Origin of the sequence: Corynebacterium sp. 5QC2CO (assembly GCF_024580435.1) — a bacterium.
GTDB lineage: Bacteria > Actinomycetota > Actinomycetes > Mycobacteriales > Mycobacteriaceae > Corynebacterium > Corynebacterium jeikeium_D.
In genome coordinates this window covers 207,726-232,478 of the sequence record NZ_JANIKI010000002.1, presented here as the reverse complement: position 1 = coordinate 232,478, position 24,753 = coordinate 207,726, and the positions used below count along the sequence as shown (strand labels likewise).

Here is a 24,753-nt window from a genome sequence, read left to right as displayed (position 1 = left end):
GCGTACACAATCGACCATTATGCCCGGGATTGCTTCCCATTTGCGAGATGACAGGCCAAGGCGCTAGGGGAAAGGTGCTCTCCTCCCGTTGTTGGAAGGCGCAAATAGCCTGCCGGGGGCTGTACAGAATCGTTACAATGGAGCGCCATGGAGATATTTGGTTTTGCAGCCGGCCCTTTTCAGACCAACTGCTACGTGGCAACAGGCGCTCCGGAAATGGACGGCTTGTCCACCCCATGCATCATTATTGACCCGGGCATGGGGGCGTTCGAGGTAATCCGCGGCGAGGTTGAGAAGCGAGATTGGAAGCCGGAAGCAATTCTGCTGACCCATGGTCATATCGACCATGTCCGCGATGTCGCAGAGGCCGCCGACTTCTGGGATATCCCCGTCTTCATTCACGAAAGCGACAATGTGTTGCTGGCCAATCCGAAGCTCGGCGGTTCTTCCTTCGGACACCTCTTTGACATCGATTCTATGCAGGCTTATGTGAAAGCCGATTTCTTCGAGGATGGCGACGAAGTAAAGTGGGCAGGGTTGAATTTCGAAGTCATTCACGCACCGGGTCACTCTCCGGGGTGCGTAATGCTGCGTGCTTCCGATGGGGAAGATGAGATTATCTTCAGCGGGGACGTCCTCTTTAAAGGGGCTATCGGTCGCGTAGATTTGCCGGGCAGTAGTCCGGAGCACATGCAGCAGTCGTTGAAGGATAAGGTCCTCCCGCTGGCGGATGACCTCATGATTCTTCCGGGCCATGGCTCCGCATCGTCGATAGGCGAGGAGCGCGCGACCAACCCGTTCCTGCAAAACCTCACCTAGCCTGGCTGACACGTCGTGAGAGTTGGCAGGTAGAGTTAGCGGGGTGAACTCTAGCCAGAAGCCAAAGAAGTTGAAGCCATTCTCCGCGCCCAAGGGCGTGCCGGATTACGTCCCGCCGGTCTCCCGCGAATTCGAGGCGGTGCGAAACTCATTCCAGCACCGCGCACGACTTGCGGGCTATGAGCACATTGAGCTGCCAATTTTCGAGGACACCGGGCTTTTTGCACGTGGCGTAGGTGAATCGACGGACGTCGTCACCAAGGAGATGTACACGTTCGCCGACCGCGGCGACCGCTCGGTCACACTGCGCCCGGAGGGTACCGCGGGTGTGATGCGCGCGGTCATTGAGCACAATCTGGACCGCGGTCAGTTGCCGGTTAAGCTTTCCTACGCGGGGCCTTTCTTCCGTTATGAACGCCCGCAGGCAGGCCGTTACCGTCAGTTGCAGCAGGTGGGCGTAGAGGCAATCGGCGTCGATGACCCTGCGCTGGACGCTGAAATCATCGCGCTTGCCGACGCATGCTTCCGCGGTATCGGGCTCGAAGGCTTCCGCCTTGAACTGACAAGCCTTGGCGACAACACCTGCCGCCCTGAATACCGTGTTAAGCTGCAGGAGTTTTTGTTTGACCTGCCTCTGGATGAGGAAACGCGCCACCGTGCAAACATCAACCCGCTGCGCGTCCTTGACGATAAGCGACCGGAAATGCAGGAAATGCTTGCCGACGCGCCGCTGATGCTGGACCACCTTTCTGACAGCGCTCGTGGTCACTTTGAAGCTGTGACTGGACTGTTGGATGACATGAAGGTGCCCTATGTCATCAATCCTCGAATGGTGCGCGGACTGGACTACTACACCAAGACGTGCTTCGAGTTTGTTCACGACGGCCTTGGTGCTCAGTCGGGTATCGGTGGCGGTGGTCGCTACGACGGGCTGATGGCGCAGCTAGGCGGCCAAGAGCTGTCTGGAATTGGCTTTGGTTTGGGTGTGGATCGCGCGCTGCTCGCACTTGAAGCAGAGGGCAAGCAGGCCAGCGATGGTCGGCGCGTCGATGTGTATGGTGTTGCGCTCGGTGAAGAAGCCGCTCACGCTATGGCGGTGCAGATCAATAAGCTGCGTCAAGCGGGTATCCGCGCGGATATGTCCTACGGTGGCCGCGGTCTGAAGGGGGCAATGAAGGGCGCCGATCGCGCTGGAGCCCGATTTGCGTTGGTCCTCGGCGAGTCTGAATTGGCCGCGGGCGAGGTTCAGCTGAAGAACCTCGAGTCCCACGAGCAGCACGCAGTGGCCCTAGATGCACTGGTTCAGGAGTTGCAGTCGCGCATCTAGGAAACGCGCATTTGTTGAGTGCGGAATCTAGCTGTAGACGCCGCGCTCGAGAGTGTCGCACTGAGACATCTTGCCGGATTTGTAGCCGGTGAGGAATGCCTTCGTGCGCTGCTCGGCCGAGCCGTGGGTCCAGGAGTCTGGCTGGACACCACCGCCGGAATGCTGCTGGATGGTGTCATCGCCAATGGCCTTCGTAGTTTTGAGGGCATCGGCAACCTGCTCGTCGGAAAGCGGTTCGAGGATTGCGTCCGGCCCCTTGTCCGCGTAATGAGCCCAGATACCCGCGTAGCAGTCGGCCTGTAGCTCGATCTTTACGGCATCGGAATCGGGGCCAGGTTCGTTGTAGTTACTGCGGCCGAGCGTACCCTCCAGCTTTTGGATGTGGTGACCGAATTCATGGGCTACGACATATTCCTGTGCGAGCGGTCTGTTGCCTCCGCCCATGCGCTCCAGGGTGCTAAAGAACTCCGTGTCGAAGTAGGCCGTTTGATCGGCGGGGCAGTAGAACGGGCCGGTGGACGAGGACGCTGCGCCGCAGCCCGACTGAGTGGAGCCTTCAAAGAGGACTAAGCCTGGGTTCGTGTACTCGATGCCGGCCTGCGCGGGCAGCTGTTCTTCCCAGACTCGGTCGACTGAGATGCCGGTGAATTCCATCCGGCAATCAATGCGGCTGTTGGCGTCTTCGCCGGTCTTGCAGGGATCCTCACCAGGGGACTGCTGTGCAGTCTGAGAGGACTGGTTGTTCTGGGCACCTGTCAGCTGTCCCAATTGTCCCGGATCACCGCCGAGAAGTAAGTACAGGCCAATGAGGACAAGGCCACCGATGCCGCCACCGCCTACTGCAATAGCGCGGCCACCACCCGAGCGTCGCTCGGCACGAGCCGAGCTCTTTTGGAAGTCATTCCGGAAGGTCATAGGAGTAAGACTATTGCATAGGGTGCGGAAAACGGGCCATTGAATAGCGCTGCGTCAAAGTGTCCGTATGTAAGTCAACGTCAGGGCCTACGAAAATCTATGTATAAGTGAGTACATGAAGCCCGAGGTAGACCCAAGGCGATGACCGGTAGTAGGCAAAATAGCCGGGGTCTTCTTCTCACCTTTATAGCTTCAAGGTAGACTACACGGACGAAACCGCTATCCACAGCGTTAATCCCTATAGCACCAATTTTGGAAGGACCAATTCGCAGTGCTTCGTACGCATCTTGCCGGAGACCTCCGCGCTGACCTCGCCGGCAGCACAGTAACCCTGACCGGTTGGGTAGGACGCCGCCGTGACCACGGTGGCGTAATCTTCATCGACATGCGTGACCGCTCCGGTTACGCCCAGGTTGTGTTCCGCAACAGCGAAGTTGCTGAGCGTGCACACCACCTGCGCAGCGAGTACTGCATTCAGGTCACCGGTGTCGTTGAGAAGCGCCCGGAGGGCTCCGAAAATCCGAACCTGGCATCGGGAGAAATTGAGGTCAATGTTACGGAGCTGACCATCCTCAACGAGTCTGCGGCATTGCCGTTCCAGCTCGAGGATGTTGGAACTTCTGGCACTGTGGGCGAAGAAGCCCGCCTGAAGTACCGCTACCTAGACCTACGCCGTGAAGGCCCGGCCAAGATTATGCGTCTTCGTGCGGCTGTCAACCGCGCAGCACGTAAGGTGCTGGACAGCCACGACTTCACCGAAATCGAGACTCCGACGTTGACTCGCTCTACGCCGGAAGGCGCTCGTGACTTCGTGGTGCCGGCTCGTTTGAAGCCGGGCACTTTCTATGCACTGCCGCAGTCCCCTCAGTTGTTCAAGCAGCTGCTTATGGTCGCGGGCATGGAGCGCTACTACCAGATTGCCCGCTGCTACCGCGATGAGGACTTCCGCGCTGACCGCCAGCCGGAGTTCACTCAGCTCGACGTTGAGATGAGCTTCGCCGAGCAGGACGATGTCATTGCGCTGGCAGAAGAGATTCTGGTTGCTATCTTCGCCGAGGCCGGTGTCACTGTTCAGACCCCGATTCCACGCATGACCTTCAAGGAGGCCATGGAGAAGTACGGTTCTGACAAGCCGGACCTGCGCTTCGACATTCCGCTGGTGGAGTGCACCGAGTTCTTCAAGGACACCACTTTCCGTGTCTTCCAGAACGACTACGTCGGTGCAGTTGTTATGGACGGTGGCGCATCGCAGCCTCGTCGTCAGCTCGACGCCTGGCAGGATTGGGCCCGCCAGCGCGGCGCAAAGGGCCTGGCCTACATCCTCGTTGGGGAGGACGGCACTCTGGGTGGCCCGGTTGCCAAGAACATTACTGACGCAGAGCGTGAAGGCATTGCGGCGCACGTAGGCGCGAAGCCGGGTGACTGCATCTTCTTCGCTGCAGGCGACGCTAAGAGCTCCCGTGCACTGCTGGGTGCTGCTCGTGGAGAGATTGCCAAGAAGCTCGGCCTGATTAAGGAAGGCGACTGGGCATTCACCTGGGTCGTCGACGCACCGTTGTTTGAGCCGGCTGCTGACGCTACCGCTTCCGGTGACGTTGCCCTGGGCCACTCCCAGTGGACTGCTGTGCACCACGCCTTCACCTCGCCGAAGCCAGAGCACATGGATACCTTCGACAAGGATCCGGGCAACGCACTGGCTTACGCCTACGACATCGTCTGCAACGGTAACGAAATTGGTGGCGGCTCCATTCGTATTCACCGCCCAGATGTCCAGAAGCGCGTCTTCGATGTTATGGGCATCGGCGAGGAAGAGGCACAGGAGCAGTTCGGCTTCCTGCTGGACGCCTTCCAGTACGGCGCTCCGCCGCACGGTGGTATCGCATTCGGTTGGGACCGTATCGTTTCCCTGCTGGCCGGCGTTGACTCCATTCGCGAAGTTATCGCCTTCCCGAAGTCCGGTGGCGGCGTTGATCCGTTGACTGACGCCCCGACTCCGATTACCGCTCAGCAGCGCAAGGAGACCGGTATCGACTTCAAGCCGAAGCCAAAGCAGAAGGCAGACGGCGTTAAGGCAGCAGCCGACGCAGGCGACAACAAGTAAACAAAGAAATCACATTGCGAGGAATGCGATCTGCCACTCCAGCGTGAACAGCGCGAGTGGCGCCAATTCCTCCTAACCAAGGCGGTACTGGCCACAACGCAACATCGGTATCGCCTGACTGAAACTGGCTCATTGAAAGGGCATTCAATGGAGTACTCGGACGACGCTGCAGCAGAAGTTGACAGCGTAGTTAAAGATGCAGAGACCCTGCTTTCCGCACGATTCGGCGGCACTCCAGTGTTGTCGGATCCAGAAGTACTTACAGGCCAGTCAAACGCTCTTGTTGTCCGCGTACGGGTCGCCACAAATCCCTTTATGCAGGAACGCACGGTCGTCGTAAAGCAAATTCCTACGACGACTGAAGGCGTTGATCCCGCCGTTTTACGGGAAGTCGTGGCGTACCAGTTCATCAATACGCTGCCTGACGACGTCCGCCCGGGGCCTCAGCTCCTTGCTTACGATGTTTCAAAGCAGCTATTGGTTCTGAGCGACGTCGGTGTCGTGGACACTCTTGCGGACGTACTCTTTCGTGGCGATGAAGAGCGACGATTGCGCGCATTCCGCAGCCTCGGTGCTTCGCTGGGCCGGATGCATATTCACACGCATACTCGCGAAGAGGGGTTTGAGACCCTGCGTCGTCGTATGTGGGTGAAGAACAAGGTCGATCGTGAGGCTCTCGAGGCGCGTGACCACGGCATTGTGTCGGGGATTCGCTTTGGCATGCGAGCTATCGAGGGGTCCGGCATTCCCGTTCCCGACGCTGTGCGCTCTTTCGGTGAGGATGCTGCTCGTCGAATTGAGAAGGGCACGCATAGGGCGTTCACTCCGTTTGACCTCGCCCCGGACAACATTCTGCTGGCGGACAAGGTCCAGTTCCTCGACTATGAGTGGGCTGGTTACCGCGATGTCATCTTCGACGTGGCCAGCGTCGTCGCAGGCTTTCCGCTGCACGTTTTCGTGGAGCGCCCATCGGAGGCAGAGGTCGACGTGTTTGTCCGTGCCTGGATGGAAGAGATTCGTGACCATTGGTATCGCGGCACGAGCGACCGCCGTTTGATGGCGTTCATCGCTGCGGCGTTGCTCGGTTGGTTTTTCATCTCCGCAACGGTTTCCTTCTTCGGTTCTCCAAAGCAAGCGCTGTGGGTGGGGCATGAAGGACGCACGGACCTGAAGCCGGAAGTTGGCGGCTCAGCACTGGAGCGGCGCGACATGGCTAACACGGCTCGCGCGATTGCACAGTTCGCCCATAAGTGTGAGGACGATCGTGCCGACGAGCTGGAACAGTTCGCGCATGCAGTCATCGATTTCTTAGAGCAAGAGAAAGGCTAGGGCACACGTGGCGGATCCGAATAAGCTGCCGTCAGGTGGTGCAAACGGCTCCGCCGATGACGCTCCAGGGCTTTTCGACGAGCCTTCGGTCGCCGGACCTACAGCGGCCAAGAGCCAAGGTCGGAGTGCGGGGCCAGCAAGCACTGGCCTGAACTCCGATGCGAGCGCCTATTTTCACCCAGGTGCACACGCGCCGTTGGCGGTTCGGATGCGACCGCGAAACCTCGATGAAGTCGTTGGTCAAGACCACCTGTTAGCCCCCGGAGCACCGTTGCGCCGTCTGGTCGAAGGTGGCGGCGACACTTCCGTTATTCTGTTCGGCCCTCCTGGAACTGGCAAAACCACTCTCGCCAGTTTGATTTCCGCGGCGACCGGACGACACTTTGAAGCGCTTTCCGCGCTTAATGCCGGAGTGAAGGAAGTTCGTGCGGTTATCGATACCGCTCGTCGCACACTCGTTAACCAGGGCATTCAAACGGTGCTCTTCATCGACGAGGTGCACCGTTTTTCCAAGACTCAGCAGGATGCCCTTTTGGGTGCCGTGGAAAACCGGATTGTCCTTCTCGTCGCGGCAACGACGGAAAACCCATCCTTCTCAGTGGTGTCCCCGCTGCTCAGTCGGTCACTGCTGTTGCAGTTGCAGCCACTGGACGACGAAGCCGTCGGCACGCTCATTGATCGAGCACTTACCGATGAGCGCGGCCTGAATGGTCGCGTCAGTATGACAGACGATGCACGTAAACAACTCATTGCGCTGGCAGCTGGAGATGCCCGTCGTTCCCTCACGTACCTCGAGGCAGCCGCAGAAGCCGTAGCCGATGGTGAGCAGATTACCGCTGAGTCGCTTGCCAATTCGATCAACAGGGCTGTGGTTCGCTATGACCGCGACGGCGACCAGCATTACGACGTCACCAGCGCGTTTATTAAGTCCGTCCGCGGATCTGATGTCGATGCTGCCCTGCATTACCTGGCGCGGATGATTGAGGGTGGGGAAGACCCTCGGTTTATTGCCCGCCGAATCGTAATTCTGGCCAGCGAAGACATCGGTATGGCCGACCCGACAGCTCTGCAAACCGCCGTCGCCGCGGCGCAGGCAGTTGCCTTGATAGGCATGCCGGAAGCCCGGCTGACGCTGGCGCAGGCCACGATTCACTTGGCAACAGCACCGAAGTCGAATTCGGTCATAAGCGCAATCGACGGGGCATTGAAGGATGTTCGTTCCGGGAAGACCGGGCCGGTGCCACCACATTTGCGCGACGGACATTACAGCGGGGCTAAGGACCTTGGTCACGCGGTGGACTATATCTACCCGCACAATGACCCCATGGGTGTCGTCGCCCAACAGTATCCGCCAGATGAGTTGGTCGGCACTGATTATTTCGTCCCATCCAATCACGGTCGTGAAAACGGCATGGCTGAATACCTCGGACGCATTCGCCGAATTATCCGGGGGACCCGCCGGAAATCGAAGTAGTCGAGATCGGTCGGAATCTACGGGGTGCCGGTGGGGTGGTTTTAAAGTTGCTCGAACCGAGCGGGTAGACTGCTAGTTTTGTATTAAACATCTCGGACGCTCGACGTGAAACGAGGAAGTAGAACACCGTGCAGACTCATGAAATTCGAAATCGCTTCATCCAGCATTTCGTAAAGGCGGGACACACCGAGGTCCCCAGTGCCTCCCTGGTTTTGGATGACCCGAACCTGCTGTTCGTTAATGCCGGCATGGTGCCGTTCAAGCCCTACTTCCTCGGCAATGAGACTCCGGACTTCTCCACCGCTACCTCAATTCAGAAGTGCGTGCGCACACTGGACATTGAAGAGGTGGGTATCACCACCCGCCACAACACCTTCTTCCAGATGGCGGGTAACTTCTCATTCGGAAATTACTTCAAGGAAGGCGCCATCACTCATGCATGGAGCCTTCTGACTGGTGCTGTTGAGGACGGCGGCTTTGGCATCCCAGCCGAGAAGCTGTGGGTGACAGTTTACCTCGATGACGATGAGGCCCACGACATCTGGCACGAGAAGGTTGGTGTGCCGGAAGAGCGCATTCAGCGCCGAGGTATGGCGGACAACTACTGGTCCATGGGTGTGCCTGGCCCGTGTGGTCCGTGCTCAGAGATTTTCTACGACCGCGGCCCGGAGTACGGTGCCGATGGTGGCCCAGAGGCGGACGAGGATCGCTACATCGAGATTTGGAACCTCGTCTTCATGGAAAACGAGCGTGGCGAAGGAACAGGCAAGGACTCTTTCGAGATTCTTGGCCCGCTGCCGAAGAAGAACATCGATACCGGTATGGGTATCGAGCGCGTTGCTTTCCTGCTGCAGGGTGTTGACAACGTGTACGAAACCGACCTGCTGCGTCCGGTTATCGACGAGGCTGAGAGGCTCACCGGTTCGAAGTACAGCTCGAACCACCAGGACAACATCCGTTTCCGCGTCATCGCTGACCACAGCCGCACCGGCTTGATGCTGATGCTCGACGGTGTTACCCCCTCGAACTCCGATCGTGGCTATATCCTGCGTCGCCTGTTGCGCCGCATCATCCGCTCTGCGCGTCTGCTCGGCGCTAACGGTCCAGTGCTGGAGAAGCTGATTGGTATTGCGGCCGAGACCATGACCCCTTCGTACCCAGAGATCGCGGAGAACTGGAACCGTATTCGCCGCGTCGCCGTCGCCGAGGAAAAGGCCTTCACCAAGACTCTGTCCGCTGGTGAGGAGCTGTTCGAGCGCGCTGCCACCAAGGCAAAGGCAGAGGGCAAAACCGTTCTATCCGGTCACGATGCCTTCACCCTGCATGACACCCACGGCTTCCCAATCGACCTGACCATCGAGATGGCCGAAGAGGCCGGCCTGACCATCGATCGCGAGGAATTCGATCGCGAGATGGCTGAGCAGCGTGCGCGCGCAAAGGCCGACAGCCAGGCAAAGAAGCAGTCGCACACCGACCTGCACGTCTACCGCGAGTTCATCGATGAACACCCGACGTCCTTCACCGGTTACGATCGGCTTGCCGACGAATCCACGATTCTCGGCATCATTGCTGATGGCCAGAAGCAGTCGTTTGCCGCAGAGGGCGATGAGATTGAGGTCATCCTCGATCGCACTCCGCTCTACGCCGAGGCCGGCGGTCAGCTGGCTGACCGTGGTCGTATCGTGACTGATTCCGGCGCTGTGGTCCACATCAACGATGTTCAAAAGGTGGGCAAGAAGCTGTGGCTGCACAAGGGCATTGTCACCGCCGGTGAGTTCACTCCGGGAGTCTCCGCTGAAGCTTTGGTCGACGAGCAGTGGCGTCACGGTGCTCGTCAGGCGCACACCGCAACACACTTGATTCACGGTGCTCTGCGTCAGGTCCTGGGGGATACTGCAACTCAGGCTGGTTCCATGAATAAACCGGGCTACCTCCGTTTCGACTTCAAGTACGGTGAGCAGCTCACACCGGAACAGCTCCGTGAGATTGAGCAGATTACCAATGAGGCTGTCGACAACGACTGGGCTGTCAATACTGCCGAGATGCCTTTGGAAGAGGCCAAGGCCGCTGGTGCCATGGCATTGTTCAACGAGAACTACGGCGACATCGTCCGCGTTGTCGAGGTCGGAGGCCCGTTCTCAATTGAGCTGTGTGGCGGTACCCACGTTTCGCATTCTTCGCAGATTGGTCCGGTAGCTGTGCTGGGCGAGTCCTCGGTCGGATCGGGCGTGCGTCGTATTGAGGCCTACTCGGGTATGGATTCCTTCCGCTACCTGTCCACCGAGCGCCTCCTGGCTGAACGACTGGCCACTGAATTCAAGGCTCCGTCTGCTGAGCTGCCAGACCGCATTGCAGCGCTGGCTGAGAAGCTGAAGGCTGCAGAGAAGCAGCTCGCTGATTTCAAGGCCGGACAGCTGCTGGCCAATGCCGCGTCTCACCTGGAGTCCGCTCGCACCATCGGCGATGTCACCTACCTCGGCCTTAAGCTTCCCGACGGTACGGAGATGAAGGACATCCGTTCGCTGGCTAATGACTTGGCGAAGCGCCTTGCGGATCGGCCAAGCGTCATTGCGTTGATTTCCAACGCCGGCGGCAAGGTTCCGTTTGTGGCTTCGGTTTCGGATGAAGCCGTCAATCGCGGTATTAAGGCCGGCGATTTGGTGAAGCTGATGGGCGCCGAGGTCGGCGGCAAGGGCGGCGGTAAACCGGCAATGGCACAGGGCTCCGGCTCTGATGCCTCCGGTATCGACGCAGCATTGGCCGCTGTTGAGGCCGAACTGTCCAAGTAGCCAATTAACGGCTGTGCTATCGGAAGAGCAGTAAACAATGGCTAAGCCCCGTATTGATACTCCCGGTCAGGATGATCCCGGTCGGGGTCGACGGCTCGGAATCGACGTCGGCGATGCCCGCGTTGGCGTCGCGGTCTCTGACCCCGACTGTATCCTGGCGACCCCGGTTGAAACAGTCACTCGAGCAACGGGGCGAAAAGATCCTGACGGGCCGGATATTGACCGGCTCGTGGAACTTGCCACTGAACTTGAGGTCGTCGAGATTGTTGTCGGCATGCCCCTTATGCTCGACGGCTCGTTCGGGACTTCTGCGCGGAAAGCTACTGACGTTGGATTCCGGCTGCAGCGCCGACTCGGTGATCGAGTCGTAGTGCATTACGCCGACGAGCGGATGACGACGGTAATGGCCCAATCACGACTGCACGCAGCAGGTATTGATGTTAAGTCCGGTCGGAAGATTATTGACCAGGCTGCGGCAGTAGAAATTCTGCAGTCCTGGTTGGACAGACGGGCAAAAGCTTTGGACGAAAATACCGAGTAGGGGCACACAAAAGTTACCGAAAGGTGACAATTCACCCACCTTTGCGCAATTATTAAGTGTGTAATACCTAAGCACGTTTGTCGCGTGCATAGGATTTGAAAAGTTGAAGTGGCGATTCACACCTACAATGCAACCTAGTGCTACGACTTCGTCGTAAAGCTATGTCGCACCAGTCGTTATTAGTCGCGTGTCGTACCCGAATGGGAAGACTCCTTGCTGATACCGATGGGAGAGTGAGCTGCATTCGAGGAGATTATTGATGAGTAAAGACGCGCAGACTGCGCGCCGCACTGATAGCGGCGGTGCCGACCGGGACCGCGCTGGTGCTCGCAGCGGTGGGGCAAAGCCTCGAGTTCGTCACCGCCAAACGGCAGTGGCAATCAATGTGACTTCTGTCCTGTTATGCGTGTTGGTCCTCGGAGTGATTGGCCTCGTCTGGAACCGTGGCGGCATTGTTGACGATTACGATGGCAAAGCTGAGGGTCCATTGACGATTGTTGAGGTCAGTGAAGGCACGTCACTTACTGATTTGTCCAACCAGTTGGTGGAAAGCGGCGTCGTCAAGTCTTCCCGTGCGTTCATCCAGGCCGCGAATGAGAACTCTCATTCAAGTGAATTGCAGCCTGGTTTCTACCGACTCCATCAGCGGATGAAGGCCGACGAGACCGTCGAGGCTCTTCTGGATGTCGAAAATCAGGTCGGTACCGTTGACATTCCGACTGGCGCCCGTTTCGCCGATACCCGCATTGTGTCCTCATCGGATGTACGTAAGGGAATTTTCTCGCTTATTTCTGAGGCCACTTGTGTTGAGGACAATGACTGCGTATCCAAGGCCGATCTCGAACGTGCTGCTGGCGAGGCCGATTTGGCCGCGCTGGGTGTTCCAGAATGGGCACGGGACGCGGTAGCTGCGCGTGGCAACGACCCTCGTCGTCTTGAGGGACTCATTACGCCGGGTATTCATCACCTTGACCCGCAGCAGACGCCCGAACAGATGCTGGCAAAATTGGTCAAGGAATCGGTGAAGAATTATGAGGACACGGGTCTCATGGCTTCAGCGGACATGGTTGGTCTTACTCCATACGAGCTGATTACCGCAGCTTCTTTGATCCAGATGGAGGCGCCAGATGGCGACTTCGATAAGGTCGCTCGCGTTATTCTCAACCGTCTCGACGAACCGATGCAGCTGCAGTTCGACTCGACAGTCAACTACGACCTGCCAGATCAGGAAATCGCAACCACGGATGAGGACCGCGCGCGAAAGACCGCGTGGAACACCTACGCCAAGGAGGGGCTGCCGGAAACCCCCATTGCTTCGCCCTCCATCGAGGCGATTCGTGCCATGGAAAATCCGGCTGACGGCACCTGGCTGTACTTTGTCACGGTGGACAAGGAAGGAAATACTGTCTTTAGCACGACCTTCGAAGAGCACGAGGCCGCTATCGACGAGTCACGCAACAATGGCGTGCTGGATTCCAACCGCTAAGAGGTAGAACTCCTATGCCTATAACTCATCGCGCAGCCGTGCTGGGAGATCCGATTGATCACTCGTACTCGCCGGCTATTCACAACGCCGGTTACCGCGCTGCGGGAATGAATGACTGGCACTATGATCGCATCCGATGCAACGCCGAAGAGCTTGCCGACGTCGTTGGTGGCGCAGACCCCAGTTTCCAGGGGTTTTCCGTCACGATGCCCGGCAAGTTTGCCGCGCTGGACTTCGCCGATGAAGTCAGTGAGCGCGCGAGGCTCATTGGTTCAGCGAACACTCTGGTCCGTCGCGATTCGGATTGGTTTGCCGACAACACCGATGGCGACGGCGTACTGGGAGCACTGCGCGAGATAGACTGCACGAACGCACCACGTGGCCGCGCCGTTGTTGTTGGTGCCGGTGGCACAGCACGGCCGGCACTTTGGGCGCTGTCGCAGCTGGGGGTCAATCATGTGACCGTGGTAGCGCGCTCCGAGCGCGCATATGACATTGAACCATTAGCTGCCGCGCTGGGGATGGAATTTGTTTGGGTGACTTTTGATGTTCCAAACCTGGCAGATATTGCTGGTAATGCCGACGTGCTGGTCTCTACGGTGCCGTCAGCCGCAATTGAGTCGGTTGCTGGCTACCTCGCTCGAGCACCGAAGATTCTCGACGCCATTTACAATCCCTGGCCAACCCCACTTGTGAAAGCAGCGGAACGCGGAGGGACACAGGCGGTCGGTGGATTGTCCATGTTGCTACATCAAGCGGTGGGACAGTTTGAGCAGTTTACTGGACGCACTCCCGATGTCGAGGCGATGCGTGCAGCGCTGCCGAACTAGCTCACAACCGTTACAATCCCAAAGTTATGGGGTGGGGAATAACTGAGATAGGGCTGTCTCCGATTGGACAGCACAGGATTGACCCGGTCTACCTTGACCGGGTTTTCTATTTCCTAGTCGTGATGCTTGTACTCGGCTGGGGCGGTACTGGCTGCTGGTTAGATGGGACTCGGCGAAGACTGCCGAACTGGTGGTTAGTGCTAGGGGCAGTGGGTCTGATAGCAACCACTGGAATAGTGCTCCAGCAAAAGAGCACCTTGGCTGGCGATCTCGCCAGTGCAGTCGCAGCCATAGGAACAGGAATAGGCCTCTGGTTTGGCCTCTATGTAGCAGTCTTCATCTTCAACCCACGCTCTATGGGGGCTGGAGATGTGAAGCTCGCAGCAATTCTCGGGGGCGGTGTCGGTCTGGTATCGGGCGAGCCAGTGGCGACAGCAATTTGGATTGCAGTGGCAATTCTGTTGGCTGCCGGACTCACTCTCCTCATGGCAGGAGTCACCGCGGGAAAGCGGGGCTGGGGTGACCGTCGTAAAGCAAAAACAGCGCCTGTACCGGCGAGCGTGCCTCATGGGCCTGCGATGCTTGCAGCAACCGCCATTGTGTGGGGGATAAGCGGAGGGTACCTACAAGTCCCCTGAAGCGGTAGACCAGGGGCGATGAATTGGGGCATATTTGAAACTTGTATGCCCCCAAATGCACAAGAAGTACGGCAAACGTGACATTATGATACCTATGCTTCGTTGGACTACCGCGGGTGAATCTCACGGCAAAGCGCTTATCGCTCTCGTAGAAGGCGCGCCAGCCGGACTTCCCCTGACTACAGATGACGTATCACGCCACCTCGCACGCCGCCGCCTCGGCTATGGTCGCGGGGCGCGAATGAAGTTTGAGGCTGATGAGGTCACCCTGCTGACTGGCATTCGACATGGTGAGACGCTGGGATCGCCGATTGGCATTATGGTCGGCAACTCCGAATGGCCCAAGTGGACTGAGGTCATGAGCCCGGATCCAGTTGACCCAGTTGTTTTGGATACAGCTCGTGGCGCCACCTTAACCCGCCCGCGCCCGGGGCATGCCGATTTCAACGGCATGCTGAAGTACAACCACACCGATGCTCGAAACATCCTAGAGCGTTCATCGGCTCGCGAGACTGCAGCACGTGTGGCGGCATCGGTTGTGGCACGCTCAATTCTGCGTGAGACTCTCGGTGTGGAAGTTGTCAGCCACGTTATTTCCATCGGTCGTTCGGAGCCCTACGAGGGGCCACTGCCGACCTTCGCTGATCAGGACAAGATTGACGAGTCGCCAGTGCGTGCATTCTCCGCAGCTGCGGAGGAGTCGATGATTGACGAAATCAAGGCCGCCAAGAAGCAGGGCGACACCCTCGGTGGCATCGTCGAGGTCGTTGTCCACGGTCTGCCGGTGGGTCTGGGATCGCACATTTCCGCTGATGCCCGTCTGGATTCGCAGCTTGCGGCTGCCTTGATGGGAATTCAGTCCGTCAAGGGCGTGGAGATCGGCGACGGTTTTGAGGAAGCCCGTCGCCGTGGCACCGAGGCCCACGATGAAATGGTGCGTACCGACGACGGCGTGGATCGGGAAACTAACCGCGCCGGTGGCCTGGAGGGTGGCATGACTAATGCTCAACCTCTCGTTGTGCGTGCTGCGATGAAACCAATTTCGACCGTTCCGCGTGCGCTGAAGACCGTCGATATGGCCAGCGGCGATGCAGCTACCGCAATCCACCAGCGCTCTGATGTCTGCGCGGTCCCGGCCGGCGGTGTTGTCGCAGAGGCAATGGTCGCGCTGGTACTGGCGCGTGCAGTGATGGAAAAGTTCGGCGGCGATAGCCTGGAGGAAACCAAGCGTAACGTTGAGGGCTACTTGGAGCAGACTCGACGTCGCCTTGATTGGAAATAGCGCCACAGTCGCGCACACGAAGAAGGGTAAAACGAGGGGAATGTCCGTTCCTACTATTGTCCTTGTCGGACCGCCCGGATCGGGAAAGTCCACCATCGGTCGTCGACTGTCTCGTGCATTGAGCACAAGACTCACCGATACCGATGAGATGATTGAACAGCGCATGGGCAAGACTTGTGGGGAAGTCTTTTCCGAGCTGGGAGAGCCGGAATTCCGCCGTATCGAGGAACAAATCGTGGCGGAGGCTCTGACCCACGACGGAATCGTCTCACTTGGCGGTGGTGCCGTGATTTCGCAGGCGACCCGTGACCTGCTGGCAGACCATAACGTCGTCTACCTCGAGATCAGCATTGCAGAGGGGGTCCGTCGTACAGCGGGTAACAATTCGCGCCCGGTGCTCCAGGCGGATGACCCTGAGGCTCATTACCGCGCGCTCTATGAGGCTCGCCGAGCTTTTTACGAAGATGCAGCCACTTTCAAGGTGCGTTCCGACGAACGTTCTCCGCAGCGCGTTGTGGCCGAGATCCTCAGCTACCTCGATGAAACCTGCGACGAGGCTTAACTGGCGACTCTTAAAAGGCGGCAGCTAATCACTGCCGTATAACCAGCAACTCCATACATTTCTTACGCTAACGACTAGGGACTGACAATGAACTCAACCCGCACAATCCGTGTTGAAGGCCCATCCCCGTACACGGTGACCATGGGGCATGGACTCACCGAGCAGATTGCGGAGGCCGCTACCTTTGCCTCCCAGGTTGCGGTAATTCACCAGGGGAGCGTTCAAGAGCTGAGCTTCGGCGTCATCAAGGCACTGGCGGACAAGGGAGTCGACGCTTTCAGCATCCAGATTCCGGATGCGGAGGAGGGCAAGACGCTCGCAGTTGCTGAAACAGTTTGGGACACTTTTGGTGAACGCGGTCTGGGCCGGCGTGACGCGGTAATCGCGATTGGCGGCGGTGCAGCTACAGACTTCGGTGGATTCGTCGCCGCCGCGTGGATGCGTGGAGTGAAGGTTATCCAGGTCCCGACGACGCTGCTCGGCATGGTCGACGCAGCTGTCGGCGGTAAGACCGGTATCAACACTGCAGCCGGCAAGAACCTGGTCGGCGCTTTCCACGAGCCTGCCGCGGTGTTCTGTGACCTTGATGTCCTGCGCACCTTGCCGAAGGCCGAGCTGATCGCGGGCTCGGCAGAGATTATCAAGGCTGGATTTATCGCGGACACGAAGATTCTCGATCTTTACGAGGCAAACCCGCAGGCCTGCCTCGATGTCGACGGTGACCTGCCAGAACTGGTCGAGCGCGCGATTGCTGTCAAGGCACGCGTTGTTGCAGAGGATCTGAAGGAATCTAGCCTCCGTGAGATCCTGAACTATGGCCACACTTTCGGTCATGCTGTTGAGCACTTTGAAAACTACCGCTGGCGCCATGGCCATGCCGTAGCTGTAGGCATGGTTTATGTTGCCGAGCTGGCCAAGATCACCGGACATATTGATCAGGAACTCGTAGACCGCCACCGTCGCATCCTAGAGTCCATTGGTCTGCCAACGACCTACCAGACAGGTCGTTTTACCGAGCTCTACGATGCGATGACCAGGGATAAGAAGAACCGCGACGGTGCGATCCGATTCGTTATTCTAGAAAACCCCGGTGAAACAGCCCGTCTTGAAGGCCCGGGAATGGATGACCTCGAGCGTGCATACGAACTGCTCTGCAACAATGGGCACGCCGCATCGGAGGAGTCAGCCCGCTCATGACCTCTCTTCGCGCAGCAACTGATGCCACAACGGCGATTCCGACCGTGCTTGTTCTGAACGGCCCGAACCTCGATCGTTTGGGCAAGCGTCAGCCAGAAATTTACGGTGCCACTACTTTGGCCGATGTCGAATCTGAACTTCGCACCCTAGCCAAGGAGCTTGGCGTCGTAGTGGATTGCCGCCAATCCAACTATGAAGGTCAACTCATCGAGTGGGTTCACGAAGCTGCCGACTACGGTTGGCCAGTCATTATCAATCCAGGGGGGTTGACACACACCTCCGTCGCCCTACGTGACGCGCTTGCCGAAGTTGCCGACGGCGCGGGCTTCCACGAGGTTCATATTTCAAACATTCACGCCCGGGAGGAGTTTCGGCACCATTCGTATCTTTCGGCGCTTGCCGCGGGCGTTATCGTCGGATGCGGAACTGATGGGTATTCCATGGCACTGAGAAGGGTGAGTACGAAACTATGACAGATATCTCCACGAACTACGCCGCCCGCCGAGCCGCTCTTATCGACGCATTGTCCGACAACGACTGCGACGGTTTCCTCACAGTCGATCCGACGCATGTTGGTTGGCTTACAGGTTTCCACGGCTCGAATGCTGGTTTGATTGTTGCGGCCAGTGGGGAAGTGCTGCTTTCCACCGACGGCCGCTATACGGTTCAGGCTGGCAAACAGGCACCGGACGTGGAGTTACTCACCGCCCGCAACACCGGCGTGGCACTCGTCGGTCAATGCCGAAAGCTGGATATCTCGCGTCTTGGTGTTGAATCTGAGTTCCTCACTATGGCCGCTTATCAAGAGCTAGAGGATGCCCGGCCACAGGCACTCGAGCTGGTATCGACTACGGGCGTCGTCTCTAAACTGCGGGAGGTCAAGTCCGATACAGAACTCGTCGCTCTGCGCCACGTCGCCGACATCGCGGTCCGCGCATTCGAGGACTTGCTTCACGACGGCATCGTGGTCGCCGGCCGCACGGAGCGCGAAGTCGCCGCACAGTTGGAGTACCGCATGCGCATGCATGGCGCCGATCGGCCAAGCTTCGACACGATTGTCGCGAGCGGCCCGAATTCCGCCAAGCCACACCACGGAGCGGAAGATCGCGTAATCGAGGCAGGTGACCTGGTCACTATTGACTTTGGCGCCTTTGCCGGGGGCTACAACTCAGATATGACACGTACCCTCTTTGCCGGTGAGGCGGGAACGTCGTCAAGCGAAAACGATCCGAACAATACGTCGTCAGATTTGGACGGCGCGATTGTTGCCGGGGTGGAGTTCGCAGACGAGAAGGCCCGAGAGATTTACAATGTCGTGCTGGAAGCCCAGCTGGCTGGCGTAAAAGCGGCCGTGCCAGGGGCTGATGTTGTGGCTGTAGACGCAGCATGCCGGGACATTATTGAAAAGGCTGGTTATGGGGAGCACTTCGTTCATTCCACCGGCCACGGAATCGGTATTGAGGTGCATGAGGCTCCATTTGCTGCTCGCACCGGCAAGGGGAAGTTGGCAGCTGGCATGACGTTGACCATCGAACCTGGTATTTATGTGCCGGGGTTCGGCGGTGTGCGCATCGAAGATACGTTGATTATCACCGACACCGAGCCGGAAATTATTACGCAGCTGCCGAAACCGCGAGCCTAACATCACGGCGTTTTATTTTTCTCTCGATGAGATACGGAGTATCGTGGTTTCGTCAGAGAGCTTTTTAACAATTTCAGGAGAGTTTAGTTGGCTACCACCGCAGATTTTAAAAACGGTCTAGTTATCAAGCACGACAATAAGCTTCAGCAGATCGTGGAGTTCCAGCACGTCAAGCCAGGTAAGGGTCCGGCATTCGTCCGCACCAAGCTGAAGGACGTTCTGACCGGCAAGGTTGTTGACAAGACTTTCAACGCTGGCGTCAAGATTGAGACTGCTACCGTCGACCGCCGCGACATGACGTACCTGTACCACGACGGTGAAGGATACGTCTTCATGGACGACAAGACCTACGACCAGATTTCCATCCTGGACGCTCAGATGCCGGAGGGTGCTAAGTTCCTGCTTCCGGAAACCACCTGCCAGGTGTCCTTCCATGAGGGCAACGTTCTTTTCGCTGAAATGCCTGTTTCGGTTGAACTGAAGGTTGAGCAGACCGACCCGGGTCTGCAGGGCGACCGCTCCACCGGTGGCACCAAGCCGGCAACTTTGGAGACTGGCGCTGAGATTCAGGTGCCGCTGTTCATCGAAACCGGCGACGTACTGAAGGTCGACACCCGTGACGGCTCCTACCTGTCCCGCGTCAACCACTAATTCCCTCATCTAGTTCACCCTTTTGTTGAGAGCGATACATACACATCCATGACTGAAAAGGATCACAAGTCCGTCGAGACTTCGGATGCGCAGGAGTCCGCGAAAGTTCGCGAACCTAACTACAAGCGCCACGGCGCGCGCTACCGTGCGCGCCGTCGTGCGGTAGATCTGCTATTTGAGGCCGAGCAGCGAGGCGTCGACGTCGTCAAGCTTCTTGAAGAGCGGCTGGAAATGGTCCGTAATCCCGATCTGGATGTGAATCCAATTGCGGAGTACACCGAGCAGATCGTGCGCGGTGTAGCTGCGGAAATTATCGGTATCGACTCGACGATTTCTTCGTACCTGACGGAGGAGTGGCCGCTGCGTCGCCTACCGGCAGTCGACCGTGCTATTTTGCGTCTTTCCACCTGGGAGCTGTTCTACAACTCCGACGTGCCTCCGCGTGTGGCCGTGGTGGAAGGCGTTGAGCTGGCATCGGAATACTCCACTGATGTGGCGGCACCGTACATCAACGCAGTTCTCGATGCCGAGGCCAAGATTGCCGACCAGGCACGCCTGGCAGCCGCAGCTGTTAGCACTTCGGTGGGCGATTCCCAGTTCGACGAGGCTATTCAGGCACAGGCTGCTGCAAATGAGGAAGCTGACAAGGCACTGGCTGACTCCGATGAGATGGCTAAGATTACCGGCCTGGACATGAGCGATATTGCCAAGCTGGTGGCTGAAGACGTGGCTAAGAGCGAGAACGGGTCCTAGCCAATCAAAGCGGCCGGGCTCACTGCGAGCCGATCACAGTCGGTTCTCGCGGATTGTCTGAAACTCCAAGTCCCTTTTTTGGGGGCTTGGAGTTTTGTTGCATTTAGAGGCAATTTAAGTGTGAGTGCTATTCTGGTCAGCGGAAGTTTGCACCGCGACCGTAGTTGCGGGTCACGCAAACTGATAATCAAATATCCACAATCAAGACATCCTTTAACGGACCGCACTGAGAGGCGGGGAAGGAGGTCACGATGAGCGAAGGAACGCCGCAAACAACCGAGCTGCTCAATGCAGACGAAGTTGCACGTACCATCGCGCGCATCGCGCACCAAATTATTGAAAAAACTGCGCTGGATAGCCCAAATGCTGGGCGCGTAGTTCTCCTCGGCATTCCATCTGGTGGCGTACCGCTGGCGGAGAAGCTAGCCGATTTGATTGAACAGTTCTCCGGCATTCGCCCGGAAACTGGATCGCTTGATATCACCCTGTACAGGGATGACTTGCGCAAGGGCCCGCACCGCGCCCTGCAGCCCACGAACATTCCAAACTCCGGAATCGACGGCACCACCGTTGTTCTCGTAGACGATGTCCTCTTCTCAGGTCGCACGATTCGCGCCGCACTCGACGCTATTGCTGACATCGGTCGCCCACGAGTAATTCAGCTTGCAGTGCTGGTTGATCGTGGTCATCGTCAACTACCAATTCGCGCCGATTACGTCGGTAAGAATCTGCCAACTTCCCGCGACGAAGACGTCGATGTGCTGGTAGAGGCACTTGACGGCCGTGACGCGGTTATTCTCACCCGGGCGGAGGAACAGTGAAACACCTGATTAGCATTGCGGATTTGACCAAGGATGAAATTGTCGGCCTGATGGATGAGGCCGATCGTTTCAAGGAGGTCATCCGCGGTCGGGAAATTAAGAAGCTGCCGACCCTGCGTGGCCGCACTATTTACAACCTCTTTTACGAGAATTCCACGCGTACCCGCTCTTCTTTTGAGACTGCGGGTAAGTGGATGAGCGCCGATGTTATTAATATCTCGGCTTCCTCTTCCTCTGTGAAGAAAGGCGAGAGTCTGAAAGACACCGCGCTGACTTTGGATGCTATCGGCGGCGATGCCATCGTCGTTAGGCACCCATCGTCGGGCGCGGCACAGCTGATCGCCAAGTGGACTGAGGAATTTGGCAACGGCCCATCGATCATCAACGCGGGTGACGGAAAGCACCAGCACCCGACGCAGGCTCTCCTGGACGCAGTGACGTTGCGTCAGCGCCTCGGTGGAATTGAGGGGCGCAAGGTCGTCATCGTTGGCGATATTTTGCATTCTCGCGTCGCTCGCTCTAACGCCGATCTGCTGAGCAAGCTCGGCGCCGAGGTCGTGTTCGTCGCGCCACCGACGCTGCTGCCGTTTGGCATCGAGACCTGGCCGGTGCGTGTTGCCTACCGCATGGAAGACGAGATCCGCGATGCTGATGCCGTGATGATGCTCCGCGTTCAGCAGGAGCGCATGAACGGAGGCTTCTTCCCATCCCATCGCGAATACGCCACTCGCTACGGGCTGTCGAAGGCTCGCGAGAAGATGCTTCGCGACGACTGCATTGTGATGCACCCAGGCCCGATGCTTCGTGGCATGGAAATTAACGATGCCGTCGCTGATTTGCCGCGCACTGCCGTGCTGCAGCAGGTAGCCAACGGTGTCCACGTCCGCATGGCAGTTCTTTTCACACTGCTGACCTCAGGTGTTTCCGCCAACTTGGAAGGGCAGGCATAAATGTCGAATCGCAATGAGTATGACGAAGCCTCGTACCCCGAGGTAGGACCGCTGGCAGCGTCCGCGAGGGGACAGCTGCTGCTGAAGGGCGTGCGTCCCTACGGTGAAGGCGAAGATGTCGACGTTCTGATTGAAGATGGCGTCATCGCTGAGATTGGTGAAAACCTCACGGTCGAGGACGGGGTAGAGGTCCTGGAGTTCGACTCCCTTGTTCTTTTGCCAGGCCTGGTTGACATCCATGTGCACCTGCGCGAGCCGGGCCGTGAAGATACGGAAACCCTGGCCACTGGTTCCGCTGCCGCAGCACGCGGTGGTTTCACCGCAGTGTTCACTATGGCCAATACCGCGCCGGTAACCGACGACCCCTCGATTGCTGAGTCGGTATGGCTCAAGGGCCAGGCGCTGAACCTCTGCGACGTTCACCCGGTCGGCTCCATTACTAAGGGGCTGAAGGGCGAGACGCTGACTGAGTTCGGCATGATGGCAGACTCGCAGGCGAAGGTACGCATGTTCTCCGATGACGGTAAGTGCGTCGACAATCCGCTGATTATGCGCCGCGCGATCGAATACGCCCGCGGCGAAGACGTATTGCTGGCGCAGCACTGCGAAGATCCGCGTCTGACCGTAGATGCATCGGCCCACGAAGGTCCGACTGCTGCACGACTCGGCCTGACCGGGTGGCCGCGCGTAGCAGAGGAGTCCATCGTGGCCCGAGATGCCATTATGGCTCGCGACTACGGCGGACGCATGCACATCTGCCATGCTTCCACCGAAGGCACGGTTGAGCTGGTCAAGTGGGCAAAGGAGCATGATATTCCACTGACCGCCGAGGTTACCCCGCATCACCTGATTCTCACCGATGAGAAGTTGGAGACCTACGACGGCGTCTACCGCGTCAATCCGCCGCTGCGTGAGCAGCGCGACACCCTGGCTCTGCGTCAGGCTCTGATTGACGGGATCATTGACTGTGTCGCTACCGACCACGCTCCGCACGGCTCTGAAGAAAAGTGCTGCGAGTTCGAGCACGCTAAGCCCGGCATGCTTGGTCTGGAGACCTCGATGCCAATCATCGCCGAAGAGTTCGTTTTGAAGGGCGATTGTGATTGGCGCTGGCTGGCCAAGGTCATGAGTGAGCGTCCCGCTCAAATCGTGAAACTACCGGGGCACGGCCGTCCGATTGCTGTCGGTGAGCCTGCCAACCTGACTGTTGTTGACCCGGGCAAAAAGTGGACGGTCCGCGGCGAAGACCTGGCGTCGAAGTCCGAGAACACTCCTTATGAGGAAATGGAGATGGCCGTGTCCGTGGCAGCTACCGTGCTGCGCGGTAAGGTGACCGCTCTTAACGGAGAGGTCGCTGGATAATATTCATGTCAACGCATAATAATTCACATGCGTCCCGTATGATTAATGTAAATTCCTCGCACGCTACCCAAATGAAAGGCAATAACGTGAGCAACGAGTCGCAGGCCGCGGCCGCTACAGCGGCAGTCCTGGTATTGGCAGATGGCCGAGTGTTCCGCGGACGCGGTTTCGGCGCCACCGGTACAACCCTGGGTGAGGCAGTTTTTACCACCGCTATGACGGGCTACCAGGAAACCCTGACGGACCCGTCCTACCACCGCCAGCTGATTGTGGCTACCGCACCACAGATCGGCAACACCGGTTGGAACGATGAGGACTACGAGTCCCGCGGAAACAAGATTTGGGCAGCTGGCTTTATTATCCGCGATTTGTCGCGCATTCCCTCCAACTGGCGCTCGGAGCGCAGCTTGGAAGATGAGCTGAAGGCACAGGGCATCATCGGTATCCGCCAGATTGATACCCGAGCGCTGGTGCGCCATTTGCGCGACAATGGTTCAATTGCCGCTGGTATTTTCTCCGGTGAGGACGCACAGCAGCCCGTCGATAAGCTGGTGGAAATCGTTCGCGCTCAGCCTGCGATGAAGGGCGCGGACCTGGCTCGCGAGGTCAGCACCGATGAGGCCTATGTTGTGGAAGCACAAGGGGAGAAGAAGGCACGTGTTGTGGCCTACGACCTGGGCATCAAGTCCAACACCCCGCGTGAGCTGGCTAAGCGTGGCCTGGAAGTCGTAGTTGTTCCGGCTAACACTCCGTACGAAGATATTAAGAAGGAATACCAGCCGGACGGTGTCTTCTTGTCCAACGGCCCGGGTGACCCGGCAACCGCTGATGAGATGGTTGCGGTCGCCAAGGCTGCCCTCGATGACGGCATGCCTCTATTCGGTATCTGCTTTGGTAACCAGATTCTTGGCCGCGCACTCGGCCTGAATACCTACAAGCTGGTCTTCGGTCACCGCGGCGTCAATGTTCCGGTGAAGGACCACCGCACTGGCCGTATCTTTATCACCGCTCAGAACCACGGCTTCGCACTTGAAGGCAAGGCCGGCGAGAGTTTCGATACCCCGTGGGGCGAGGCAGAGGTTACGCACACCTGCCTTAACGACGACGTCGTGGAAGGTGTCGCACTGAAGAACGGCATGGCCTTTTCTGTGCAGTACCACCCGGAGTCCGCAGCCGGCCCGCACGATGCGCACTCTCTCTTCGATGACTTCCTGGCGCTGATCCAGAAGGTCGATTTCAACAAGTCCGCAACCGGAAACTCGAACAAGTAGGAAAGGGCTAAGG

Annotated in this window: 21 protein-coding genes and 1 pseudogene; 21 read left to right on the top strand and 1 reads right to left on the bottom strand. The window is 58.1% G+C overall.

The genetic code is table 11. From position 1 onward, the window contains the following. Positions 1–147: 147 nt before the first annotated feature. Together NQ014_RS02985 and hisS are read left to right on the top strand one after the other, a co-directional pair. Positions 148–819, top strand: a complete 672-nt coding sequence (locus NQ014_RS02985) for an MBL fold metallo-hydrolase (protein ID WP_257073661.1) — start codon at positions 148–150, stop codon at positions 817–819. 43 nt (positions 820–862) lie between these two features. Then, positions 863–2,146, top strand: a complete 1,284-nt coding sequence (gene hisS / locus NQ014_RS02980; protein WP_257073660.1) for a histidine--tRNA ligase — start codon at positions 863–865, stop codon at positions 2,144–2,146. A gap of 27 nt (positions 2,147–2,173) precedes the next feature. Here the strand turns inward: hisS and NQ014_RS02975 are convergent, their stop codons facing one another. After that, positions 2,174–3,061, bottom strand: a complete 888-nt coding sequence (locus tag NQ014_RS02975) for a neutral zinc metallopeptidase (protein WP_257073659.1) — start codon at positions 3,059–3,061, stop codon at positions 2,174–2,176. A gap of 271 nt (positions 3,062–3,332) precedes the next feature. On the opposite strand from NQ014_RS02975, the gene aspS reads away from it, so the two are divergent. The 19 genes and pseudogenes from aspS (at position 3,333) to carA (ending at position 24,740) form a co-directional block, all read left to right on the top strand. Beyond that, on the top strand, positions 3,333–5,162 hold the full coding sequence (gene aspS, locus NQ014_RS02970; protein WP_257073657.1) for an aspartate--tRNA ligase: 1,830 nt from the start codon (positions 3,333–3,335) through the stop codon (positions 5,160–5,162). A 147-nt stretch (positions 5,163–5,309) separates the two neighbouring features. Further along, positions 5,310–6,491 (top strand): phosphotransferase family protein, encoded by a 1,182-nt coding sequence (locus tag NQ014_RS02965; RefSeq protein ID WP_257073655.1) that lies wholly within the window; start codon positions 5,310–5,312, stop codon positions 6,489–6,491. Between the two features lie 148 nt (positions 6,492–6,639). Then, positions 6,640–7,965 (top strand): replication-associated recombination protein A, encoded by a 1,326-nt coding sequence (locus NQ014_RS02960; protein ID WP_257073776.1) that lies wholly within the window; start codon positions 6,640–6,642, stop codon positions 7,963–7,965. A gap of 128 nt (positions 7,966–8,093) precedes the next feature. After that, on the top strand, positions 8,094–10,754 hold the full coding sequence (gene alaS, locus NQ014_RS02955; RefSeq protein WP_257073653.1) for an alanine--tRNA ligase: 2,661 nt from the start codon (positions 8,094–8,096) through the stop codon (positions 10,752–10,754). Positions 10,755–10,791: 37 nt separating this feature from the next. Next, the gene (gene ruvX, locus NQ014_RS02950) at positions 10,792–11,295 is read left to right on the top strand and encodes a Holliday junction resolvase RuvX (protein WP_257073650.1); all 504 of its coding nucleotides are present in this window, start codon (positions 10,792–10,794) and stop codon (positions 11,293–11,295) included. A gap of 259 nt (positions 11,296–11,554) precedes the next feature. Continuing rightward, on the top strand, positions 11,555–12,781 hold the full coding sequence (gene mltG / locus NQ014_RS02945; RefSeq protein WP_070602568.1) for an endolytic transglycosylase MltG: 1,227 nt from the start codon (positions 11,555–11,557) through the stop codon (positions 12,779–12,781). 14 nt (positions 12,782–12,795) lie between these two features. After that, positions 12,796–13,611 carry a shikimate dehydrogenase gene (locus tag NQ014_RS02940; RefSeq protein ID WP_070642987.1) on the top strand — a complete coding sequence of 272 codons (816 nt, stop codon included), beginning with the start codon at positions 12,796–12,798 and terminating at the stop codon, positions 13,609–13,611. A gap of 26 nt (positions 13,612–13,637) precedes the next feature. After that, the gene (locus NQ014_RS02935) at positions 13,638–14,249 is read left to right on the top strand and encodes a prepilin peptidase (protein WP_306438414.1); all 612 of its coding nucleotides are present in this window, start codon (positions 13,638–13,640) and stop codon (positions 14,247–14,249) included. 94 nt (positions 14,250–14,343) lie between these two features. Beyond that, entirely contained in the window at positions 14,344–15,531 is a 1,188-nt protein-coding gene (gene aroC, locus NQ014_RS02930; RefSeq protein WP_257073648.1) for a chorismate synthase, read from the top strand. Positions 15,532–15,571: 40 nt separating this feature from the next. Next, the gene (locus NQ014_RS02925) at positions 15,572–16,093 is read left to right on the top strand and encodes a shikimate kinase (protein ID WP_048731844.1); all 522 of its coding nucleotides are present in this window, start codon (positions 15,572–15,574) and stop codon (positions 16,091–16,093) included. An 87-nt stretch (positions 16,094–16,180) separates the two neighbouring features. Then, positions 16,181–17,290, top strand: coding sequence for a 3-dehydroquinate synthase (gene aroB, locus NQ014_RS02920; protein WP_257073646.1), 1,110 nt, complete (start codon positions 16,181–16,183; stop codon positions 17,288–17,290). Next, positions 17,287–17,763, top strand: coding sequence for a type II 3-dehydroquinate dehydratase (aroQ, locus tag NQ014_RS02915; protein WP_257073644.1), 477 nt, complete (start codon positions 17,287–17,289; stop codon positions 17,761–17,763). The genes aroB and aroQ overlap by 4 nt, the downstream gene beginning before the upstream one ends. Continuing rightward, complete coding sequence (locus tag NQ014_RS02910; RefSeq protein ID WP_257073642.1) at positions 17,760–18,932, top strand: Xaa-Pro peptidase family protein; 1,173 nt, start codon at positions 17,760–17,762, stop codon at positions 18,930–18,932. The genes aroQ and NQ014_RS02910 overlap by 4 nt, the downstream gene beginning before the upstream one ends. An 87-nt stretch (positions 18,933–19,019) precedes the next feature. Beyond that, positions 19,020–19,583 carry an elongation factor P gene (gene efp, locus NQ014_RS02905; RefSeq protein ID WP_016422706.1) on the top strand — a complete coding sequence of 188 codons (564 nt, stop codon included), beginning with the start codon at positions 19,020–19,022 and terminating at the stop codon, positions 19,581–19,583. Positions 19,584–19,631: 48 nt separating this feature from the next. Next, positions 19,632–20,153: pseudogene (nusB, locus tag NQ014_RS02900) on the top strand (transcription antitermination factor NusB); the annotation flags it as partial. 434 nt (positions 20,154–20,587) lie between these two features. After that, positions 20,588–21,157: a bifunctional pyr operon transcriptional regulator/uracil phosphoribosyltransferase PyrR gene (pyrR, locus tag NQ014_RS02895; protein WP_016422708.1), complete on the top strand. Its 570-nt coding sequence runs from the start codon at positions 20,588–20,590 to the stop codon at positions 21,155–21,157. Continuing rightward, positions 21,154–22,107: an aspartate carbamoyltransferase catalytic subunit gene (locus NQ014_RS02890; RefSeq protein WP_016422709.1), complete on the top strand. Its 954-nt coding sequence runs from the start codon at positions 21,154–21,156 to the stop codon at positions 22,105–22,107. The genes pyrR and NQ014_RS02890 overlap by 4 nt, the downstream gene beginning before the upstream one ends. Further along, positions 22,108–23,469, top strand: coding sequence for a dihydroorotase (locus tag NQ014_RS02885; protein WP_257073638.1), 1,362 nt, complete (start codon positions 22,108–22,110; stop codon positions 23,467–23,469). Between the two features lie 71 nt (positions 23,470–23,540). Then, positions 23,541–24,740: a glutamine-hydrolyzing carbamoyl-phosphate synthase small subunit gene (carA, locus tag NQ014_RS02880; protein WP_257073637.1), complete on the top strand. Its 1,200-nt coding sequence runs from the start codon at positions 23,541–23,543 to the stop codon at positions 24,738–24,740. Positions 24,741–24,753 lie beyond the last annotated feature (13 nt).

Coding starts and splice junctions, on each gene's coding strand:
- NQ014_RS02985 (WP_257073661.1), top strand. CDS start 148: ATGGAGATATTTGGTTTTGCAGCCGGCCCTTTTCAGACCAACTGCTAC.
- NQ014_RS02975 (WP_257073659.1), bottom strand. CDS start 3,061: ATGACCTTCCGGAATGACTTCCAAAAGAGCTCGGCTCGTGCCGAGCGA.
- NQ014_RS02965 (WP_257073655.1), top strand. CDS start 5,310: ATGGAGTACTCGGACGACGCTGCAGCAGAAGTTGACAGCGTAGTTAAA.
- ruvX (WP_257073650.1), top strand. CDS start 10,792: ATGGCTAAGCCCCGTATTGATACTCCCGGTCAGGATGATCCCGGTCGG.
- mltG (WP_070602568.1), top strand. CDS start 11,555: ATGAGTAAAGACGCGCAGACTGCGCGCCGCACTGATAGCGGCGGTGCC.
- NQ014_RS02940 (WP_070642987.1), top strand. CDS start 12,796: ATGCCTATAACTCATCGCGCAGCCGTGCTGGGAGATCCGATTGATCAC.
- NQ014_RS02935 (WP_306438414.1), top strand. CDS start 13,638: ATGGGGTGGGGAATAACTGAGATAGGGCTGTCTCCGATTGGACAGCAC.
- aroC (WP_257073648.1), top strand. CDS start 14,344: ATGCTTCGTTGGACTACCGCGGGTGAATCTCACGGCAAAGCGCTTATC.
- NQ014_RS02925 (WP_048731844.1), top strand. CDS start 15,572: ATGTCCGTTCCTACTATTGTCCTTGTCGGACCGCCCGGATCGGGAAAG.
- aroB (WP_257073646.1), top strand. CDS start 16,181: ATGAACTCAACCCGCACAATCCGTGTTGAAGGCCCATCCCCGTACACG.
- aroQ (WP_257073644.1), top strand. CDS start 17,287: ATGACCTCTCTTCGCGCAGCAACTGATGCCACAACGGCGATTCCGACC.
- NQ014_RS02910 (WP_257073642.1), top strand. CDS start 17,760: ATGACAGATATCTCCACGAACTACGCCGCCCGCCGAGCCGCTCTTATC.
- pyrR (WP_016422708.1), top strand. CDS start 20,588: ATGAGCGAAGGAACGCCGCAAACAACCGAGCTGCTCAATGCAGACGAA.
- NQ014_RS02885 (WP_257073638.1), top strand. CDS start 22,108: ATGTCGAATCGCAATGAGTATGACGAAGCCTCGTACCCCGAGGTAGGA.
- carA (WP_257073637.1), top strand. CDS start 23,541: ATGAAAGGCAATAACGTGAGCAACGAGTCGCAGGCCGCGGCCGCTACA.